This is a genomic window from Streptomyces sp. NPDC046805, assembly GCF_040645355.1.
Classification (GTDB): Bacteria; Actinomycetota; Actinomycetes; order Streptomycetales; family Streptomycetaceae; genus Streptomyces.
The window spans coordinates 1-19,267 of the sequence record NZ_JBEYYC010000010.1 but is presented as its reverse complement, the minus strand read 5'-3'; the positions used below and the strand labels follow the sequence as shown (position 1 = coordinate 19,267).

Sequence of the window (19,267 nt, the reverse complement as noted above, 5' to 3'; positions counted from 1 at the left end):
AGTTCCTTGAAGTAGGTCCGGTCCTCAGACAGTCCAGTCGAGAATGATCTTGCCGCCGCGGCCGCTCGCGGCGTCGGCGAAGGCCGCCTCGTGGTCGCGGAAGCCGTACCGCCCGGTGATCACGGGCGCGAGGTCGAGACCGCCTTCGAGGAGGACCGACATGGCGTACCAGGTCTCGAACATCTCGCGGCCGTAGATGCCCTTGATGGTGATCATCGAGGTGACGATCCGGGACCAGTCGACCGGGAACTCCTGGGACGGCAGGCCGAGCATGGCGATGCGGCCGCCGTTCGTCATGTTGGCGATCATGTCGCGCATCGCCTCGGGGCGGCCGGACATCTCCAGGCCGATGTCGAAGCCCTCGCGCAGGCCCAGTTCGCGCTGACCGTCGGCGATCGTCGACTCCGCGACGTTCAGGGCGAGGCTGACGCCGAGCTTGCGGGCCAGGTCGAGGCGGTCCTCGCTGACGTCGGTGACGACGACGTTGCGGGCACCCGCGTGACGGGCCACGGCCGCGGCCATCAGTCCGATCGGGCCCGCGCCGGTGATCAGGACGTCCTCGCCGACCAGCGGGAACGACAGCGCGGTGTGCACGGCGTTGCCGAACGGGTCGAAGATCGCGGCGATGTCGAGGTCGACGGGGACGCGGTGGACCCACACGTTGGCGGCGGGCAGCACGACGTACTCGGCGAACGCGCCGTCACGGCCGACGCCCAGGCCGACCGTCGCACGGCAGAGGTGGCGGCGCCCGGCGAGACAGTTGCGGCACCTGCCGCAGACGAGGTGGCCCTCGCCGCTGACCCGGTCGCCGACCTTGATGTCGGCGACGTCGCGGCCGGTCTCGACGACCTCGCCGACGAACTCGTGCCCGAGCACGAGCGGGGTGCTGATGGCCTGCTGCGCCCAGCCGTCCCAGTTGCGGATGTGGAGGTCGGTGCCGCAGATCCCGGTCCGCAGGACCTTGATCAGTACCTCCCCGCGGCCGGCCTGCGGCTCCGGAACGTCCGTGAGCCAGAGCCCGGGCTCCGCCTTGTCCTTGACCAGCGCCTTCACGCGACGGCTCCTGTGGGTGAGCTCCCGGTCCAGGGCACGCCGATGGGGCCCGCGCCGGGGAGAGGGGTGAATTCCCGGAGAAATCTGCCCTATACCGGTGGCCTCGGTCCATCGAGGTTTTCTTAAGCGCGGCCGCAGCTTTCCTTCACACGTCGGCCGCCGGTCACCAGGAGCCGCCGCCACCTCCGCCCCCGCCGCCACCGACGGAGTAGCCACCGCCGGAGCTCGAACCGGAGGAACCGGAGCCGGACGAACTGCTCGGAGGAGGAGGCGGTGGGGTGGTGGTCGAGGTGACCGCCTTGAGCATCGCGTAGGCCATCAGCGGGCGGTACAACGGCACTCGGGCGGACCGTTGCGGGGAGCGGGAGGGCGGCGGCACCGTCGACTGCCGCACGGCCTCGGACCAGCGATCGGCCGCGCCGAGCGCCACGGCCCAGGCGGTGTACTCGTCCAGTACGCCCGCGTCAGCCGCCTCCTCCACGTGCTGAGCTCCGGCCCCGGCGAGGTGGCGGCGGAAGGACTCCAGGCGGAGCCACAGCGCCGAGCCCTTGGGGGTGCGCACCCTCAGCTCGCCGGACCAGGCGAACAGCGCGACGCCGACGCCCGCCAGAGCCGCGCCGACGGGAAGCAGGATCGCCCAGTATCCGTGCGGGCGGCCCGCCGCGACTGCGGCGACGATCGTGGCGATCAGGCCGACCGGGGTAGCGAGCAGGCCGATGGTCTGGAGTCGCCCCTGGAGCGCGCCCCGGCCCGGCTCCCACAGGTCGTCGCCGTCGTCGCGCCAGCGCCCCAGGTCGGCGGCGATCTTCCGCCAGGCGGTGGTGAAGAGACCGTCGTAGCCACCGCCGAGCCGCAGCGAGTCGCGGCCCGCGAACACCTGGTCCAGCACCTCCCTGACCTCGCGGTCGGTGCGCTGGACCTCGTCCCGCGACGGGCGGGTGAGCGTGGGGAAGGACTCGTTGTCGTCCATGACGAGGTAGCCGTCGATCACGGCCTTCAGCAGCCAGGCCACCTGATGCCCGGGCAGGACCTTCTCCGTGAGCAGCACGCCGCCCTGGGCCGGGGTCAGCCCTTCGGGCGGGGAGGAGGTCTCGGTGACCAGGCGGGCGAGACGCGTGATGTCGACGCGGCGCGGGGCGCCGGTCGCGTCCGCGGCCGCTCCCGGCAGTGCATCGGCGGGAACCCGTTCGCGCCCGGCCAGTCGCATCGCCCACCCCGTCAGAAGCCCGGCGGCCAGGACGATCGCGGCGGCCGGCAAGCCGACACGAAGCGGGTCGGGGCGGTGGATGGAGAGGACCCGTCCGGCCGGCTCGGCAGGCGACGGCGGGGCCGTGGCGAGGGAGCCCGCGGAGGCGGCGTACAGCGTGGCGCCGCGACCTGCGTCGAGGTGGTCGAAGCCGAGCGCGAGTCGCCCCGGCGACGGCTGGCGGGCCTGGCAGGGGGACCGGGAGCCCTGCCGACCGCTGACGCAGTGGACGTCACCGAAGGTGTAGGGCCCGGTCACATGGATCTCGACGTGCTGCAGCGGAACCTGCCATCCGGTGCCGACCGCGTCCCAGGCGAGTTTCCCCTTCGGGGCGATGTCGTCCAGCCGGTACTCGATGCGGTAGCGGTGAGCGCCGGTGACCGTGCGGTCGGCGTCTCCGATGAGGATGCGGGTCTCGCCGTCGTCGCCCATCTCGGCCTGCAGTTCGTACGGGACCGGCTCGCCGTCCATGGCGATGTGCACCTTGGCCTCGTCGGCCTCGGCGGGCAGGCCGGGGATGTCCCGGAAGATGCCGTGCCGGTCCTCGTGTCCGAAGTCGTAGTCGATCACCTCGGTGATGTGGGCGCGGCCGTCGGCGGACAGTTGCGCCGATACCCACATCCGGGCGACGCTCTCACTGCTCGACAGATACGCGCTCAGCGTCGCGACGCCGGCCAGCACGACGGCCGTGACGAGCACGGCCACCACGTTCCGGCGTCTTCGGCGCATCACGTCCGCCGCCGTACTGTTTCTGACGCCCTTCATCACGCCCCCTACTCGTCGGCGAGACCAGGCCCCCACCTGATCAGGCACACGCCGCAACAGCGCAGCCTAGCGCGAGAGTTCGGACGACCGGGATAGATCGGGAAGGGAAGAATTCGCCGGGCGGCCGGGCCGATCGGGCGCCCTCACAGCTCCGGGATCTCCTCGCGGAGTGCGATCTCGGCGCCGAGGTCCGCCGCCATCGACTTGATCGTCTCCAGGCCGGCCTTCCCCCACCGGCGCGGCTCCGCATCGACGGCGCAGACCGTGCCGAGGACGATGCCGGTGCTGTCCATGAACGGGGCGCCCAGATAGGAGCGGATGCCGTACTCGTCGACGACCGGGTTGCACGCGAAGCGCGGGTAGTCGCAGACGTCGTCCAGGACCAGTGCCTTGCGCCGGACCACCACATGGGGGCAGAACCCATGGTCGCGCGGGAGACAGCGGTCGACGTGGGGCCTGGTGCCGTCGGCCTTCGTCGTCGGCCAGGCGCCGGGCGCACACAACCCCGCGAAGAACTGCCGTTCCTCGCCTATGAAGTTGACCATGGCGTACGCGGCGCCGATGAGCCCCGCTATCCGATCCGCGAACGCGTCGAGAGCGGGTTCGGGCCGCTCGCCCAGGCCCAGTCGGCGCAGCCTCCGGGTACGGGCGGGGGCTTCGTTGTCCTCGGGGGTGAGCAGCAGCCTCCTGGCCGGCCGCGGCGGCTCGTAGCTCATGACCGAGCTCCCTCCCTGTGGGCGTAGCTCATATGCGCATTCCGTGGTTCGTGTGCGGGGGTCACATGTGGGCGCCATGGCTCGGCGCGGTGGCCGGGGCATGGGCGATGAGATGGCGTACGAGGGTGAGCAGGGTCTGCACGCCGGAACTGGAGATGCGGGCGTCGCAGGGGACGACCGGAACCCGGGGGTCGAGGTCTATGGCCGCGCGCACCTCCTCGGGGTCGTAGCGGTAGGAGCCGTCGAACTCGTTGACGGCGACGATGAATCCGAGGCCGCGTTCCTCGAAGAAGTCGACCGCGGCGAAGCAGTCCTCCAGCCGGCGGGTGTCGGCGAGGATGACCGCGCCGAGGGCGCCCTCGGACAACTCGTCCCACATGAACCAGAACCGCTCCTGGCCGGGCGTGCCGAACAGGTACAGCACATGCTCCGGGTCGAGGGTGATGCGGCCGAAGTCCATCGCCACGGTCGTCTCGACCTTGTTCTCGATCCCTTCGAGGTCGTCGGTCGCAGCACTGACCGTGGTGAGCAGCTCCTCCGTGCTGAGCGGCGCGATCTCGCTCACCGCGCCCACGAAGGTCGTCTTGCCGACCCCGAACCCGCCCGCCACCAGGATCTTGAGCGCGGTGGGGAACGGGTCAGAGGTGTCGTCGTAATCCATCGAGCACTGCCTCCAGAAGGGACTGGTCAGTGGGGTTGTCGTGGAACGCGGGGGGCTTGGCGGTCAGCGCTCCGCAGTCGACGAGGTCGGCGAGCAGCACCTTGGTGACCCCTGCGGGCAGCTTCAGATGCGCGGCGATCTCGGCGACCGACACGGGCCCGCGACTCAGATCGAGGGCCTGGGTGTGCTCCGGGCCGAGATACCCGAACGGGGTGGCTCCGGTGGCCATCACCTGGGACACGAGGTCCAGCGAGATGGTGGGCCGGGTACGGCCGTTGCTGACGGTGAAGGGGCGCACCAGCCGTCCGGCCGCGTCGTCGAGCCACGGCCCGTCGCCGGCCGCCTGCACGCTCAAGGCTTCATCGCCGGGGGTTCTACGGCGGGCTGCCGGGGTGCGGTCACCAGGTACGGCCGGACGCTCTTGACCAGCATCGCCATCTCGTAGCCGAGTACGGCGGCGTCGGCCTCGCGGCCCGCGAGCACGGCGAGACAGGTGCCGGAGCCGGCGGTGGCGACGAACAGCAGGGTCGAGTCGAGTTCGACGACGATCTGCCGTACATCCCCACCCTCGCCGAACCTGACGCCCGCGCTGCGACCGAGGGAGTACAGGCCGGAGGCCAGGGCGGCCATGTGGTCGGCGCTGTCCGGGTCGAGGCCGTGGGCGGACTTCACGAGCCCGTCGCAGGACAGGAGCACAGCGCTGGTCGTGTGCGGTACGCGCTGGACGAGGCCGCTCATCAGCCAGTCGAGGTCGGATACCTGGGCGGTCTGCGCATCGCTCGCCATGGTGGATCGACTCCTTGGGGTGCGAAGGTCTGCGGGAGCGGAGGGGATTGAGGTGGGGGTTGAGGCTGTAGTGGGGGTGATCACGGGGCTGGTCATCCGGCCGGTGCGCTCCCGTCGGGACCGGCGGTGGGATCCGTTCCACTCGTGTGGGCGCGCGCTTCGGGGCTGGCGGGCATGTCCGTGTGCGGTGCGTCCGTGTGCGGCCCATTCATGTGCGGTGAAGTCATGTGCTGTGGCCGCGGAATGTGCGCGGCATCCATGTGCGCCGGGGTCAGTTCCGCCGGGCCGGTGTGGTCTGGACCCATGTGTTCCAGCCCCATGTGGGCAGGGCCCATGCCCGCCGCAGTCGAGTCCCTCGGCGACACATGGGCCCACTCTCCATGTGCCGCGCTCACACGCATCGACTCGGACGCCCCACTCGATGCAATCGGTTCAGCCGATGCAATCGATTCAGTCGACCCGGTGTCTGCCGATTCCATCTGCTGCTGTGTCTCGGCGAGACCGATGCCGCGCTGAAAGGCCGCCATCAGGCCAGGGTCGTGGCCGGCGAGCGTTTCGCTCTCCTGACGCGGTGTGGGGCCCCCACGCAGCTGGGGCACGATGTGTTCCTGGGCGCGGCGGCGTGGCAGCCGGGGCTTGCCCATGGTGCCGCGCACCGCGGTGCCGCCGAGCGTGGGGGGCGGCGCGGCCACGTTCTCCGCGACCATGCGCCGGTCCCCTGCCCTGGCGCCCGGCACGGCATCCGCGGGGTTGGGCCGCGCCTCGCGGGCGCCACGGACCGGAAGCGGCGCGGGGTCGGCACCGTTCGCCGTGGCACCGAGCCGTGCGGACTCGAGCGGCATGAGCCGCCGCCCACCTCCCGCTTCCGAGAGTTCCGCGGAGGCCCGCTGCCGCCCCAACTGCCCCGTCCGCCCGGCCCGTTCCGCCTGTCCATCCTGTCCTGACTGTCTCCCCTGTCCTGCCTGTCCTGCCTGCTCCGCCCGTCCTGGCGGTCGATTCGGCTGAGGTCGGGCCTGTACACCGACAGGTCCACTCCGAGTCCCGCGTTCAGGTCCGCTCCACTCCGGCTTCGGATCGTGCTGCGGTACGACCGCGGGTACACCCGGCGTCGTGCCCAATAGCCCCTGCGGGACGACGAGTACGGCCTGGGCCCCGCCGTAGATGTTGGTCTGCAGGCGGACATGGATGCCGTGGCGCCGGGCGAGCTGGGAGACGACGTACAGGCCGATGCGCCCGTCCGCGAGCAGGCTGCCGACGTTGACCTGGTCGGGGTCGGCGAGCAGGGCGTTCATTCTGTGCTGCTCGTTCACCGGCAGGCCGAGTCCGCGGTCCTCCACCTCTACGGCCAGCCCGGCGGTGACAAGGCTGGCGCGGAGCAGCACCTGGGTGTGCGGGGCGGAGAACACCGTGGCGTTCTCGATGAGTTCGGCCAGCAGGTGGATGACGTCGGCGACGGCATGCCCGCGCAGCTCGCCGTCGATCGGCGGCACGAGCTTGACCCGGGAGTACTGCTCGACCTCGGCGATGGCGGAACGCAGCACCTCGACCATGGACACCGGGTTGCTCCACTGCCGGCGCGAGACGGCGCCGCCGAGCACGGCGAGGTTCTCGGCGTGCCGCCTGATACGGGTGGCGAGGTGGTCCACATGGAACAGGCCCTTGAGCAGGTCGGGGTCCTCGACCTCGTTCTCGATCTCGTCGAGGATCGTGATCTCCCGGTGGACGAGCGACTGCAGCCGCCGGGCGAGGTTGACGAAGACCTCGAGTTTCTGTTCGCTCCCCGTCTGGCTGGAGAGTTGGGCGGCCTGGACGACGGCGATGACGGCGCCCTCGTGGGCCCGGGCCAGGTCGGCCGCGAGCAGCTCGAAGGCGTCAGCGTCGTCCGGGGGTCCGCCGCGCGACTTGCGTTGCGGCGGTGCCTGCCCGCGGCGCAACACCTCGACGAGGGCGCGCAGGTCCGCCTCGCCGCGTGCGGCGTTGCGGCGCAGGGCACCGACGCGGTCACTCACCGAGCGGGCGGCGCGGTTCGCGGCGACGACGGCGATGACGATGCCCGCGACGGTCACCGAGACGGCACCGGCGAGCACGGCCCACAGGGTGAGGCCGGGCCGTGCCCCGGTGGAGCGGACGGCGAAGAGGACGGCGGCGCTGCCGCTGAGCGCCACCGCGAGGGGCGGCAGCACGGCCAGGCGCAGGAGTTGAGGGCGTATGTGCGTCTCGGGCAGCGGAGGAACGGGGCGGGGGTCCGGCCGTCCGTGCCGGCCGCCCTCACGGCGGTCGGTGCGGCCGGCCGGTGCACGCAGGTGAGACATCGGTGTCCTCGTACTGGGGGCTGGTCCGTCGGGCCTGTTTCCTCGCGTGGTGTGCGCGATGTGGGCATGCGTCATCGCAGAGCCGGTCGAGAGGGCCGACGATGATCGGCCCTGCGTCGCCCGACGGACACTCACCGTAGTCGTGCGCGCAGGGGGTGCGGTGGCAGTTGACAAACTCCCCCGGCGTTGGTCCCGCCCTGGTATGAAGCGTCGTACGACAGACCGATAACCCCGCTGGACAAGGGGAATTGAAGCGACGCCGATCGATCCGACCCGGTCGGAAGCGGTCACAGGAAAACGGTGAGGGGCACAGCCACTGCCGACCACGCCAGCTCGCCGTTTCAGCCAAGGCGACCGCACTCGGCGGCCAGTCACCGATCAGCCGTGTGAACAACGCTCCGGGGCAATACACCCAGCGCCCGGGCCCACTTGAGCGTGCGAACATCCAGCGACAACTCTGTGCGAGGGCTGGGCCAATGGCACAATCGCAACGCCCTCTACTGCCTCACCCACGGCGTAGGAAGCGACCTCGGTGAGTCGGTCAGCGATCTAGTACACGCTGGAGTCATGGATGACGGCATCCCCCTCCTCCGGAAGTCGTATCGACACGAGCAGGCCCCACCCCGCACGCGTCTACGACTGTCTGCTGGGCGGCAAGGACAACTATCCGGTTGACGAGGAGGTGGTGGCGAAGCTGCCGCCGGAAGCGCGTCTCAACGCCATGCGCAACAGGGCGTTCATGCACCGCGCGGCGGCCTGGCTGGCCGGCAACGGCATCGACCAGTTCCTCGATATCGGTACGGGCATCCCGACCGAGCCGAACCTGCATCAGATCGTGCAAGGCATAGTGCCGTCGGCGCGGATCGCCTACGCCGACAACGACCCCATCGTGCGGCGGCACGCGGAGGCTCTGCTCGTCAGCAGCCGCGAGGGAAGCACCGACTACGTCGAGGCCGACGTACGGAAGCCGGGAACCATCCTCGACCACGCCCGTACGTTCCTGGACCTCACCCGGCCCGTCGCGCTGTCGATGATCGCGCTGATGCACTTCATCACCGACGACGAAGACCCCTACGGTCTTACGCGGACGCTTCTCGACGCGCTGCCCTCGGGCAGTTACTTCATGTTCTCCCACGGCACCACCGATGAGCACCCGCACCTCGTCAAGTCGGTGACCACGACCTACCGCAAGGGCGAGATCCCCCTGCGCATGCGTACGCGGGCCGAGATCGAGCCGTTCTTCGAGGGCCTGGAACTGGTGGCTCCAGGGCTGGTCACGGCGACCAAGTGGTACAAGGATTCACCGGCTCCCGCCCAGGAGTTGAGCGGCTTCTACGTCGGCGTCGCCCGCGTGCCGTGATCCGGCCGACTTCATGCTCGCTCGATGTCAAATGTCACCTGCGAAGTCGAGATCGTCGCTCCGCTCCTCAGCGGCCGCCGGCACCACCGACCGCGGCCGACGCCACGGGTGTGCGATCGGGTGGGACGCCGCACGCCACCACGGGTCCGTGGGAAGCTGCCCGGCCGGTTCGAAGGGCTCGCCGGGCCGGGGGGAGGCAACGGCCTGCCCGATCTCCTCGGCGGCGTCCTTGGTCCACTCGCCCGGCTCGGCCCACGCGTGCAAGGCCAGGTTGAACGTCCCCCAGTGGATCGGCAGCAACACACCGTGCGGCCTGCCCCCTTGCAGGTCAAGGTGTGCCTGCACGCCCTCGGCGGGCGACATGTGGATGTCCGGCCACGCACCCGGCAGGGGCGTGTGTTCGGTGCGGCCCTTGGGCCAGTAATTGCTGTACGCGCCGATCTGGATCATCGTGGCGTCGAACGGCCCGTACTCGGCTCCTATGTCCTTGAAGCCTTCGAAGTAGCCGGTGTCGCCGCTGTGGTAGATCCGGTGCTCCTCACCGGCGACGGCCCAGGAGGCCCAGAGCGTGTGCTGGGTGTTGCGCAGGCCCCGGCCGCAGAAGTGCCGGGCGGGGGTGGCGGTCAGGGTGAGGCCGCCGACCCGGGTCGCCTCGTGCCAGTCCAGCTCGCGCAGCCGGTCGGCGGAGACGCCCCAGTGCTCCAGGTGGGCTCCGACGCCCAGCGGCACGGCGAACACGGTGTCCGTGTCGGCCAGCGCCTTGATCGTGGGCATGTCCAGGTGGTCGTAGTGGTCGTGCGAGATGACCACGACGTCGACGGGGCCGAGCGCGGCCAGCGGCATCGGCACCGGGTGCAGCCGCTTGGGTCCGGCGAACGGGAACGGGGAGCAGCGCTCGCCCCAGACCGGGTCGAAGAGCACCCGTTGCCCGTCGATCTCGGCGAGCACACTGGAGTGGCCCATCCAGGTCAGCCGCAGCCCGGTGGCGGGCGGCTTGGCGAGGTCGGCCGGCGTGGTGGCGTGCACCGGGATCGCGCCCAGCGGGGCGCGCAGCGGTCGCTCGTCCTTGTCGAAGTAGGCCTTCGCGAGGTCCAGCATCGACCCGGAGGGCCGGGTCGAGGTGGGGCCGCCGGGATTCTGGAAGACGCCGTTCTTGAAGTGGGGCGAGCTGTGGATGCGGGCCAGTCGATCACCGCCCGGGTCCGCGCCGAAGGCCGCGGGCCGCACCGCGCGAAGCCCGGAGCTCAGGGAACGCAAACCGGTCACGGTACCTCCTGGTGGAGCCGGTGAGGCCACCCGTCCGTCGGGGCGCCACATCCGGTGGGGCGATTCGTTGGTGGGGCCATCCATTATCGTCCGGCCCTCCGACAGTCGGGAGCGTCGCGGTCACGGCCGGGTATTCCGGACGTGACGAGGGTCACTGCCACCTCGGCGGACGCGATGTCACATCCATGGGCGCCCGTTCCGTCGTACCGGTGAGGGCGCCCGCCCCGAGGCGCCCGGACCGATGGTCAGGAGGTGGCCCCCGTGGCCCGCGTCTCGCTCACTCCGCCCCGCACCGTCCTCTTCCGGCTCATCGAGTGGTACAGCCGCCGTACGTACGGCAGGCCCCTCGACCCCGCCCGAGCGCTCGCGCACAATCCGCGCGTGCTCTGGAGCGACCTGCGGTTCGAGCTGTCGGTGGGAAAGTGGAAGGGGCTCGACCCCGATCTGAAGGCCCTCGCCGAGATGGCGACGGCCGCTGCGATCGGGTGCTCGTGGTGCATGGACTTCGGCTACTGGGTCAGCCGGGAGCGCGGAATGGCGCCCGAGAAGGTGCACGACGTGCCCACCTGGCGCGATAGTGACGCGTACACCCCGCTGGAGCGCGACGTGCTGGCGTACGCCGAGGCGATGACGGCCACGCCGCCGACCGTGGACGACGAGCTCGTCGACCGGCTGCGCGACCAGCTGGGCGAGCCGGCGCTGGTGGAGCTGACGGCGATGGTGGCGGTGGAGAACCTGCGCTCGCGCATCAACTCGGCGCTGGACCTCACCAGCCAGGGCTTCAAGGACGGGTGCGAGATCCCGACGGACAGGACCTGACGGTCCGTCCGGCCCGTTGACAGAGGGCGGCCCCCTCCGGAAACTGACTCCCGGTTCAGTAGCTGTCGTTCCCGAGGAGTCCGTATGACCGCCCCCCTGGTGTCGCTCACCTGGACCGACCATGTCACGGGACGCCAGGGCTTCCTGGTCGTCGACCGGCTGGTACGGGGTGTGGCCAGCGGTGGTCTGCGGATGCGGCCCGGCTGCACCCTGGAGGAGGTGACCGGCCTCGCCCGCGGCATGACCATGAAGGAGGCGCTGCACTACAACCCCGAGGACCGCTACGTCCCCCTCGGGGGCGCCAAGGGCGGCATCGACTGCGACCCCCAGGGCCCGGAGGCGTACGGGTTGCTCGTGCGCTATCTGCGCGCCATGCGGCCGTACATCGAGCGTTTCTGGACGACCGGCGAGGACCTCGGGCTCACCCAGGACCTCGTCGACCGGGCCGTCGCCGAGGCGGGCCTCGTGTCGTCCGTGCAGGCCGTGTACCCGCTGCTCGACGACGAGACCGCGGCCCGGGGGCGGCTGGCGGACGCCTTCGCGGTCGAGGTGGACGGGATCGGCCTGGACGAACTGGTCGGCGGCTGCGGGGTCGCCGAGTCGGTGCTCGCGGCGCTGGACCGGGCCGGGGTGCCGTACGCGGGGACACGGGTGGCCGTGCAGGGGCTCGGCACCATGGGCGGGGCGACGGCCCGCTTCCTCGCGCGCGCGGGACTGCGGGTCGTGGCCGTCGCCGACGTCAAGGGGACCATGGCCAACCCGGCCGGCCTCGACGTCGAGGCGCTGCTCGCGGCACGGGACGCGTACGGCACCGTGGACCGCTCCGTGCTGCGCGCCGCCGACCGTGAACTGCCGGGCGACGCCTGGCTGTCCGCGGACGCGGAGGTGCTGGTGCCCGCGGCGGTGTCGTACGCGATCGACACCGCGAACCAGGAGCGGATCACCGCCCGCTGGATCGTCGAGGCGGCCAACATGCCGGTCATCCCCGCGGCCGAGGAACTGCTGGCCGCGCGCGGGGTGACCGTACTGCCGGACGTGGTCGTCAACTCCGGTACGAACGCCTGGTGGTGGTGGACGCTGTTCGGCGACATAGGCCCCGACGCGGACGAGGCGTTCGCCCGCACCCGGAGCTCGATGCGCGTCCTGATCGACCGGATGCTGGCCCGCGCGGAGGCCGACGGGACGACTCCGCGGGCCGCCGCCCACGCCCTCGTCGCCGACCGGCTGCCGGTCATCGCGGAGCGCTACGGGTGGTACCGGTGACGGCGGGCGTGACGGCGTGATCCGCACAGGGGGTGTGAACGGCCGGTAGATTCACCTGACTTCGGCACCCCACCTGACGACGGATTAGGGTGACCGCGTGGCGAGAGTGCGGTTGAGCGTGGCGGAGCGGCGGGAGGCGCTGCTGCGGGCCGCCATCGAGCAGATCGGGGCACGGGGTGTGGCGGCGGTCAGGATCGCCGACGTGGCCTCGGCGCTGGGGGTGAGCAACGCGCTGGTGCTCTACCACTTCTCGACCAAGGAGAAGTTGATGGCCGCCGCGTTCGCCTACGCGGCCGAGGGCGACCTCGCCCATCTGCGCAAGCTGCTGGGCCGCCGGACGACCGCGCTGCGCCGGCTGCGGTCGGCCGTCCGCTGGTACGCGCCCACCGGCCAGGCGAAGGGCTGGCGGCTGTGGATCGAGGGCTGGGCGGTGGCGCTGCGCGAATCCACCCTGCGCGAGGTCACCCAGGATCTGGACGAGCAGTGGAAGGCGGCGCTGGCCGAGGTCATCTCCGAGGGGGTGGCGGCGGGCGAGTTCGCCTGCCCTGACCCGTCCGGTACGGCCCTGCGGCTGACGGCCCTGCTCGACGGGCTCGCCGTACAGCTGACCTCGTACGCGGGTGCGGTGCCCACATCCCGGGCCCAGGAGTGGGTGGACGACGCACTCGCCCGGGAACTGGGGCTGGACCGGGAGACGTTGATCTCGTAGGAGCGGTGACCGCTCCTGCGACGGGCGGTGAGCCCGCGAGCGGGATCGGCCCACGGGGAACGGATCACAGGGAGGCGCCGATGGGGATCGGCCGACGGCGATGAGCCGGGGGTGAAGCCGACCACCCCCGATGCCCCTCACGCCCGTCAGGCCACCGCAGCGATCCGCATCCTGATGTCGTCCGGCGACAGCGCGCCCTTGGCCGTCACATGGTCGCCCGAGGACTCGCCGCGCAGTCGGCGCCCGATCCAGGGGACCAGGTACTCGCGGGCCCAGTGGACGTCGTCGCGGCGGATCTCCAGGGTGCCGCGCGGCGGCAACGGGGGCCAGGGCTGGTCCGGGTCCGCCGGGACCTCGATGCCGAGCACCTGGCCGGCGCGGAGCGCCACGCGTGTGTGACCCTCGGGAGAGAGATGGAGGCGGTCCTCGTCCCAGGCCCGGCGGTCCTGCACGGTCTTCAGGGACCAGAGGTCCAGCACGGGGCAGCCGTACCGGTCGGCGATGGCCCGGACATGCCCGTTGTACGTCGCGATCTTGCCGCGCAGGTGCTTGAACACCGGCACGCCGCGGGTGTCGAAACCGGTCGTCACCATGACCGTGCCGACCTCCGAGGTCAGCCGGGCCATGGCCCGCTCGAAGCGCTCGGCCACGTCGTCCGGGTCGGTGCCGGGGCGGATGATGTCGTTGCCGCCGGCGCAGAAGGACACCAGGTCCGGGGCGAGCCGGACGGCCTGCGGAAGCTGGTCCGCCACGATCTGGTCGAGCAGCTTCCCGCGTACCGCGAGATTGGTGTAGTTGAAGTCGCCTTCGGGCCTGCGGTCCGCGAGCAGGACCGCGAACCGGTCCGCCCAGCCGACGTACGCCCCGTCGGGGCCGGGATCGCCGACGCCCTCGGTGAAGCTGTCCCCCACCGCCACGTACGACCCGATCACTGTTGTGTTGTCACTCTCCGAATCGTCTGTCACATCCACACATGATTCACCTTCGGATGTGACCTACGCGACCGTAGGAAAGGGTTGACGAACGGTGAGATATGACACCTCGAAGACGAATGAGGCAATAGGCCGGACATATCGACGGCTCACACCCTCCGCCCGACACCCCTGTCGCAGCCCCTGCGGGCAACTGATTGCCTGATGAACCCATGTCGTATCGTCGAGACCGTGCCCGTCGGCGAGCCGCGCCGACGGGGCCGACCGGGAGGAGCCCCCGTGACGCAGCAGGTCCCTTCGACCGAGCCCGAGTTGGCCGCAGTACGCAACTTCCGTGATGTGGGCGGGCTGCCGACCACGGACGGACGGCGGGTGCGGTACGGGGTGCTGTTCCGCAGCGGTCACCTGGCGCACGCGACCGCCGAGGACGCCGCGTTCCTCACCTCCCTGGGCCTGCACACGATCTTCGACTTCCGTAACGCGGCCGACCAGAAGCTCGAGGGCCCGGACGTCGCACTGCCCGGCGTACGGAACATGAACCTGCCGCTGAGCGACCCGGCGGACGGCGCCGAGTTCTGGAAGATGGTCCGCGACGGCGACATCGCCCAGCTGCGCGCGATCCTCGCGGACGACCAGGGCGCGGACCGGATGATCACCTCGTACCGGAAGATCGTCACGGAGCGCACCGCCGAGCACTCCCGTGTGCTGCACGCGATGGCCGAGGACAGCGTGCCCGCGCTGATGCACTGCGCCGCCGGCAAGGACCGCGCGGGCATCTCCATTGCCGTGACGCTCCTGGCGGTGGGCGTGGAGCGCGAGGCGATCGTCGCCGACTACCTGGAGTCCAACGCCAAGCACCGCCGCTACAAGGTCCGGCGCAACGGCAACCCGGAGACCGCGTACACCCCCGAGGTGATGGAGCTGCTGAGCCCGCTCTTCGACGCGCGGGCCGAGTACCTGACGGCGGCCTTCGCGAGCATCGAGGAGACGTGGGGCGGCGTCGACGCGTACCTGGAGCAGGGCCTCGGGATCACCCCGCAGACTCGCCAGCGCCTGCGGGACCGCCTCCTCGACTGACCACGGTCACGTCTCGCGGGCCCCGCGGAGCACACCTCACGGCTCACCCCTTGGCGCCCACCGCGAACAGCAGGTAGAGGAAGGCCGCGAACACGTGGCCGACGGCGATGTAGATGATCAGTCGCACCCACAGGGCGCGCGGGAACTTCGTTTCCAGGTCGCTCATGGCAGGTCTCCCGTCGTGGTGCCCAGGCACAGCGCGGCCGTGGGGCTCTGGAGCAGGGTGTGTACGAAGAGAAGCTCGACCCCGTCGCGGCCCTCGGCGGCGAGGCGGTGCGGGGTCAGCGAGTCGAAGTGCGCGCTGTCACCGGGTTCAAGCAGGTGCGCGGTGTCGCCGAGGCGGAGCCTGAGCGTCCCCTTGAGGACGTACAGCCACTCCTCGCCCGGGTGCACCCGCACGATGTCGCCCTGCGTGCGGTACGGCACGTGCACGCGGAGGGCCTGCATACCGCGGCCGGACGCGCCGGCCTGCCAGTACTTCCAGCCGCCCGCGGAGGTCGGCTCCATGTCCGCGGCGCGCACGATCGCGTCCTGGTCGGCGACCGTCTCGCCGAGCAGTTCCGAGACGGTCGTACCATAGATGCGTGCGAGCGCGAGCAGCATCGGCAGCGACGGCTGGCGCTGTCCGGTCTCCAGACGGGACAGGTGGGCGGGCGACAGCCCGGCGGCGCGGGCCGCGGCCTCCAGGGTGAGGCCGGCGCGGCGGCGCAGCGAGCGGAGCTGCGGCGCCACGACGGGCAGCTCGGCTTCGGAGGAGCTCATGCCTCCATTGAGCCGGAGACTTTGCCCATGGGGCAAATTTTTTGCCTCAGAGGCAAAAAGCCGCCCCGGACCCGCCCTGTGATCACCGGTTCGCCACTGCCTGCTTCACCAGGGTCCTGCCGAAGTCCCACATCAGGCCGCCGCCGCTGTGCGCGTCGTCCATCACGGCGGTGAAGGCATCGACGAAGCGGTCCACGTCCGCGTCGCCGATGATCAGCGGCGGGATCAGCTTGATCACCTCCAGGTGGTCGCCGGAGACCTGGGTGAGGATGCGGTGGCGCTGCAGCAGCGGCACGACCACCATCTGGGCGAACAGGCCCTTGCGGGCGGCCTGGAGCATGGTCCAGCGGCTACGCAGCTTCAGCGAGCTGGGCCGGCCGAACTCGATGCCGATCATCAGGCCCCGGCCGCGGACGTCGGCGAGCAGCTCGTACTTGTCGGTCAGCGCCGCGAGCCGGGACCTCAGCTGCTCGCCCGTCGCACGGGCGCCCGCGACGATGTCCTCGTTCTCCATGACCGACAGCACGGCCAGCCCGGCGGCCATCGCCTGCGCGTTGGAGCCGAAGCTCGCCGAGTGGACCAGCACGCGGTCCATGGACGAGTAGACCTTCTTGAAGATCCAGTCCTTGCCGAGCGTGGCGCCGACCGGCACATAGCCGCCGGACAGCGTCTTGGCCACGCACACCAGGTCGGGCTCGACGCCGTCCTCGTGCTGGTAGGCGTAGAAGTCCCCGGTCCGGCCGAGGCCGGTCTGGACCTCGTCGGCGATGAGTAGCGCCTTGTGCCGGTGCAGCAACTCCTGGGCGGCGCACAGATATCCGGGCGGCGCCTCGTGCACGCCCTTGCCCTGGATCGGCTCGACGATCAGGGCGGCGACGTCGCCCTTCTTCAACTCCCGTGCCAGGGCGTCGAGATCGCCGAGCGGTACGGCGGTGTCGGGCAGCAGCGGGGCGAAGCCGTCGCGGAATCCGCCCTCGCCGTTGACCGACAGGGAGCCGGTGGTCAGGCCGTGGAAGGCGTGGTCGCAGTACAGGATGCGCGGCTTTCCGGTGGCGTACCGGGCGAACTTGAGGGCGGTCTCGACGGCCTCGGTGCCGCTGTTGCCGAAGAACACCCGGTCCAGGTGCGGGCTGTGCGTGAGCAGCTTCTCGGCGAGGAGTCCGGGCAGCGGCTGGCAGTCGAAGCGGGTCAGGTCGGCGAGCTGGGCGTCGAGGACGTCGTGCAACGCCTGGCGGACGACGGGGTGGTGGCGGCCAAGCCCCATCACCCCGAACCCGGCCAGCATGTCCAGGTAGTCGTTGCCGTCCGCGTCCCAGAAGTGGGCGCCCTCGGCACGCTCGTAGACCTTGTCGAAGCCGATGGTGTGCAGCATGCGCGGGAGTTGGGGATTGAGGTACTTGCCGTGCAGCTCGTAGCGCTCGGCTCCGCGCTCGGCCAGGAGGGCGCCGAGGTCGAACTCCTTGGTCATTCGGGTTTCTCCTTGACTGGGCCGTCGGACCGCTCCTTGACGGCCAGGCTCGCGCTGATCCGTCCGGCGACCTCCACGGGCGTGAGGCCGATGTCGGCGAGCACCTCGTCGCGCTTGGCATGCGCGAGGAACTGCTCCGGGATGCCGAACCTCCGTACGGGTACGTCCACTTCGGCGTCGCCCAGCGCCAGCGCCACGGCGGCGCCGACCCCGGACGCGCGGCTGTTGTCCTCGACGACGGCCACCAGGCGGTGTCCGGCGGCGAGGCCCGGCAGCTCCGGGTCGACCGGTTTGACCCAACGGGGGTCCACGACCGTGCAGTTGATGCGCCGCGCCGCCAGCAGATCGGCGGCCTGGAGGCACACCGGTGCCATGGCACCGACGGCGACCAGCAGGACGTCGGGGCGCTCGTCCCGGTGCAGGACGTCCATGCCGCCGACGCGGTCGACCGCCGGAATGTCCGGTCCCACCGACTCCTTCGGGAAGCGGATCAGGGTGGGGGCGTCGTCCACGGCGACGGCCTCGCGCAGCTGGGTGCGCAGTTGGCCGGCGTCGCGCGGGGCGGCGATCCTGAGGCCGGGCACGACCTGGAGGACCGACATGTCCCACATGCCGTTGTGGGAGGCCCCGTCGACGCCGGTGACGCCCGCACGGTCCAGGACGAAGGTGACGCCGCAGCGGTGCAGCGCCACGTCCATCAGGAGCTGGTCGAAGGCGCGGTTGAGGAAGGTGGCGTAGACGGCGACGACCGGGTGCAGGCCGCCGGTCGCGAGCCCCGCCGCCGACACGGCCGCGTGCTGCTCGGCGATGCCCACGTCCCAGACGCGGTCCGGGAAGCGTTCGGCGAAGGCGCCGAGACCCACCGGGTGCAGCATGGCGGCCGTGATCGCCACGACGTCGTCCCGCTCCTGACCGATGCGCACGATCTCGTCGCCGAACACCGACGTCCAGGACGGTCCGCTGGACACGGAGAGCGGGGCGCAGGTCAGCGGGTCCATCGCGCCGACGGTGTGGAAGTGGTCCTCGTCGTGGGCGAGGGCCGGTTCGTAGCCGCGGCCCTTGACCGTGAGGCAGTGGACCAGCACCGGGCCATGGAACCGCTTGGCGCGGCGCAGCGCGGACTCGACGGACTTGATGTCGTGGCCGTCGATCGGGCCGACGTACTTCAGGCCCAGGTCCTCGAACATGCCCTGCGGGGCGAAGGCGTCCTTGAAACCCTTCTTGGCGCCGTGCAGGGACTCGTAGATCGTGCTGCCGACGACGGGCGTGCGCAGCAGTACGTCCTTGCCCCAGGCGAGGACCTTCTCGTAGCTGTCGGTCGTGCGCAGGGTGGCCAGATGGTTGGCGAGGCCGCCGATGGTCGGCGCGTACGACCGCTCGTTGTCGTTGACGACGATGATCAGCGGCCGGTTCTTGGCGGCCGCGATGTTGTTCAGCGCCTCCCAGGCCATGCCGCCGGTGAGCGCACCGTCGCCGATGACCGCGACCACATGGCCCTTCTCCCCCTGCACCTGGCGGGCTTTCGCGAGCCCGTCGGCCCAGCCGAGCGCGGTGGAGGCGTGGCTGTTCTCGATGACGTCGTGCTCGGACTCCTCGCGCGACGGATAGCCGGACAGCCCGCCCTTGCCGCGCAGCTTCGAGAAGTCCTGACGTCCCGTCAGAAGCTTGTGTACGTAGCTCTGGTGGCCGGTGTCCCACAGGATCCGGTCGACCGGTGACTCGAAGACCCGGTGCAGCGCGATGGACAGCTCCACCACACCCAGGTTGGGCCCGAGGTGACCCCCGGTCCTGGCGACCGCCGTCACCAGGAACTCCCGTACCTCTTCGGACAGTTCACCGAGTTCCGCCTCGGACAGCGCCTTCAGGTCGCGCGGTCCCCGGATGTTCTCCAGAATGGTCACCCTCGGGCCCCCTCTCGGTCCGTGCCTTGGTTCAACTCACGGTGACGGCCGGTTCCCCCGGTCCGACGCCGTTCCTCTCCATCTGCGCGGCGAGCTTCATGGCCTCCTCGATGAGGGTCTCCACGATCTTCGACTCGGGCACGGTCTTGATGACCTCGCCCTTGACGAAGA

General features: G+C 70.8%; 18 protein-coding genes and 1 pseudogene. 5 read left to right on the top strand and 14 right to left on the bottom strand.

What is annotated here, in order from left to right:
• Nucleotides 1-24: 24 nt before the first annotated feature.
• The 7 genes from tdh to ABZ910_RS13110 form a co-directional block, all read right to left on the bottom strand.
• Nucleotides 25-1,053, bottom strand: a complete 1,029-nt coding sequence (gene tdh / locus ABZ910_RS13140) for an L-threonine 3-dehydrogenase (RefSeq protein WP_361362927.1) — start codon at nt 1,051-1,053, stop codon at nt 25-27.
• A 163-nt stretch (nt 1,054-1,216) separates the two neighbouring features.
• Nucleotides 1,217-3,028, bottom strand: a complete 1,812-nt coding sequence (locus tag ABZ910_RS13135) for a DUF2207 domain-containing protein (RefSeq protein WP_361363377.1) — start codon at nt 3,026-3,028, stop codon at nt 1,217-1,219.
• Between the two features lie 179 nt (nt 3,029-3,207).
• Entirely contained in the window at nt 3,208-3,780 is a 573-nt protein-coding gene (locus tag ABZ910_RS13130) for a GAF domain-containing protein (protein WP_361362925.1), read from the bottom strand.
• A 61-nt stretch (nt 3,781-3,841) separates the two neighbouring features.
• The gene (locus ABZ910_RS13125; RefSeq protein WP_361362922.1) at nt 3,842-4,441 is read right to left on the bottom strand and encodes an ATP/GTP-binding protein; all 600 of its coding nucleotides are present in this window, start codon (nt 4,439-4,441) and stop codon (nt 3,842-3,844) included.
• Nucleotides 4,419-4,790 carry a DUF742 domain-containing protein gene (locus ABZ910_RS13120; RefSeq protein ID WP_361363374.1) on the bottom strand — a complete coding sequence of 124 codons (372 nt, stop codon included), beginning with the start codon at nt 4,788-4,790 and terminating at the stop codon, nt 4,419-4,421. The genes ABZ910_RS13125 and ABZ910_RS13120 overlap by 23 nt, the downstream gene beginning before the upstream one ends.
• Before the next feature lie 2 nt (nt 4,791-4,792).
• Nucleotides 4,793-5,227 carry a roadblock/LC7 domain-containing protein gene (locus ABZ910_RS13115; RefSeq protein ID WP_361362920.1) on the bottom strand — a complete coding sequence of 145 codons (435 nt, stop codon included), beginning with the start codon at nt 5,225-5,227 and terminating at the stop codon, nt 4,793-4,795.
• Between the two features lie 92 nt (nt 5,228-5,319).
• On the bottom strand, nt 5,320-7,539 hold the full coding sequence (locus ABZ910_RS13110) for an ATP-binding protein (RefSeq protein ID WP_361362918.1): 2,220 nt from the start codon (nt 7,537-7,539) through the stop codon (nt 5,320-5,322).
• A 571-nt stretch (nt 7,540-8,110) separates the two neighbouring features.
• On the opposite strand from ABZ910_RS13110, the gene ABZ910_RS13105 reads away from it, so the two are divergent.
• On the top strand, nt 8,111-8,899 hold the full coding sequence (locus ABZ910_RS13105) for an SAM-dependent methyltransferase (protein WP_361362915.1): 789 nt from the start codon (nt 8,111-8,113) through the stop codon (nt 8,897-8,899).
• A 27-nt stretch (nt 8,900-8,926) separates the two neighbouring features.
• Here the strand turns inward: ABZ910_RS13105 and ABZ910_RS13100 are convergent, their stop codons facing one another.
• Entirely contained in the window at nt 8,927-10,165 is a 1,239-nt protein-coding gene (locus tag ABZ910_RS13100) for an MBL fold metallo-hydrolase (RefSeq protein ID WP_361362912.1), read from the bottom strand.
• 261 nt (nt 10,166-10,426) lie between these two features.
• Here ABZ910_RS13100 and ABZ910_RS13095 point away from each other — a divergent pair, with 261 nt between their 5' ends.
• From ABZ910_RS13095 to ABZ910_RS13085, 3 genes are all read left to right on the top strand, one after another.
• The gene (locus tag ABZ910_RS13095; protein ID WP_361362909.1) at nt 10,427-10,984 is read left to right on the top strand and encodes a carboxymuconolactone decarboxylase family protein; all 558 of its coding nucleotides are present in this window, start codon (nt 10,427-10,429) and stop codon (nt 10,982-10,984) included.
• An 84-nt stretch (nt 10,985-11,068) separates the two neighbouring features.
• The gene (locus ABZ910_RS13090) at nt 11,069-12,247 is read left to right on the top strand and encodes a Glu/Leu/Phe/Val dehydrogenase dimerization domain-containing protein (RefSeq protein ID WP_361362907.1); all 1,179 of its coding nucleotides are present in this window, start codon (nt 11,069-11,071) and stop codon (nt 12,245-12,247) included.
• Between the two features lie 97 nt (nt 12,248-12,344).
• The gene (locus ABZ910_RS13085; protein WP_361362904.1) at nt 12,345-12,956 is read left to right on the top strand and encodes a TetR family transcriptional regulator C-terminal domain-containing protein; all 612 of its coding nucleotides are present in this window, start codon (nt 12,345-12,347) and stop codon (nt 12,954-12,956) included.
• 146 nt (nt 12,957-13,102) lie between these two features.
• Here the strand turns inward: ABZ910_RS13085 and ABZ910_RS13080 are convergent, their stop codons facing one another.
• Nucleotides 13,103-13,888, bottom strand: coding sequence for an SGNH/GDSL hydrolase family protein (locus ABZ910_RS13080; RefSeq protein ID WP_361362901.1), 786 nt, complete (start codon nt 13,886-13,888; stop codon nt 13,103-13,105).
• A gap of 279 nt (nt 13,889-14,167) precedes the next feature.
• Here ABZ910_RS13080 and ABZ910_RS13075 point away from each other — a divergent pair, with 279 nt between their 5' ends.
• Complete coding sequence (locus ABZ910_RS13075; RefSeq protein WP_361362898.1) at nt 14,168-14,965, top strand: tyrosine-protein phosphatase; 798 nt, start codon at nt 14,168-14,170, stop codon at nt 14,963-14,965.
• Nucleotides 14,966-15,008: 43 nt separating this feature from the next.
• Here ABZ910_RS13075 and ABZ910_RS13070 read toward each other — a convergent pair whose 3' ends face one another.
• The 5 genes and pseudogenes from ABZ910_RS13070 to ABZ910_RS13050 all read right to left on the bottom strand — a co-directional run.
• Nucleotides 15,009-15,131, bottom strand: a complete 123-nt coding sequence (locus ABZ910_RS13070; protein ID WP_361362895.1) for a DUF6126 family protein — start codon at nt 15,129-15,131, stop codon at nt 15,009-15,011.
• The gene (locus ABZ910_RS13065) at nt 15,128-15,727 is read right to left on the bottom strand and encodes an XRE family transcriptional regulator (RefSeq protein WP_361362892.1); all 600 of its coding nucleotides are present in this window, start codon (nt 15,725-15,727) and stop codon (nt 15,128-15,130) included. The genes ABZ910_RS13070 and ABZ910_RS13065 overlap by 4 nt, the downstream gene beginning before the upstream one ends.
• A gap of 82 nt (nt 15,728-15,809) precedes the next feature.
• Nucleotides 15,810-17,195, bottom strand: coding sequence for an aspartate aminotransferase family protein (locus ABZ910_RS13060; protein ID WP_361362889.1), 1,386 nt, complete (start codon nt 17,193-17,195; stop codon nt 15,810-15,812).
• The gene (gene dxs / locus ABZ910_RS13055; RefSeq protein ID WP_361362886.1) at nt 17,192-19,096 is read right to left on the bottom strand and encodes a 1-deoxy-D-xylulose-5-phosphate synthase; all 1,905 of its coding nucleotides are present in this window, start codon (nt 19,094-19,096) and stop codon (nt 17,192-17,194) included. Before dxs ends, ABZ910_RS13060 begins: the two co-directional genes overlap by 4 nt.
• A gap of 31 nt (nt 19,097-19,127) precedes the next feature.
• Nucleotides 19,128-19,267: pseudogene (locus ABZ910_RS13050) on the bottom strand (4-hydroxy-3-methylbut-2-en-1-yl diphosphate synthase); the annotation flags it as partial.

Bases quoted from the DNA above. Each gene is read 5' to 3' on its own strand.
- ABZ910_RS13130 (WP_361362925.1), bottom strand. From the start codon at position 3,780: ATGAGCTACGAGCCGCCGCGGCCGGCCAGGAGGCTGCTGCTCACCCCC.
- ABZ910_RS13090 (WP_361362907.1), top strand. From the start codon at position 11,069: ATGACCGCCCCCCTGGTGTCGCTCACCTGGACCGACCATGTCACGGGA.
- ABZ910_RS13115 (WP_361362920.1), bottom strand. From the start codon at position 5,227: ATGGCGAGCGATGCGCAGACCGCCCAGGTATCCGACCTCGACTGGCTG.
- ABZ910_RS13125 (WP_361362922.1), bottom strand. From the start codon at position 4,441: ATGGATTACGACGACACCTCTGACCCGTTCCCCACCGCGCTCAAGATC.
- ABZ910_RS13060 (WP_361362889.1), bottom strand. From the start codon at position 17,195: ATGACCAAGGAGTTCGACCTCGGCGCCCTCCTGGCCGAGCGCGGAGCC.
- ABZ910_RS13065 (WP_361362892.1), bottom strand. From the start codon at position 15,727: ATGAGCTCCTCCGAAGCCGAGCTGCCCGTCGTGGCGCCGCAGCTCCGC.
- ABZ910_RS13110 (WP_361362918.1), bottom strand. From the start codon at position 7,539: ATGTCTCACCTGCGTGCACCGGCCGGCCGCACCGACCGCCGTGAGGGC.
- ABZ910_RS13135 (WP_361363377.1), bottom strand. From the start codon at position 3,028: ATGCGCCGAAGACGCCGGAACGTGGTGGCCGTGCTCGTCACGGCCGTC.
- ABZ910_RS13105 (WP_361362915.1), top strand. From the start codon at position 8,111: ATGACGGCATCCCCCTCCTCCGGAAGTCGTATCGACACGAGCAGGCCC.
- ABZ910_RS13070 (WP_361362895.1), bottom strand. From the start codon at position 15,131: ATGAGCGACCTGGAAACGAAGTTCCCGCGCGCCCTGTGGGTGCGACTG.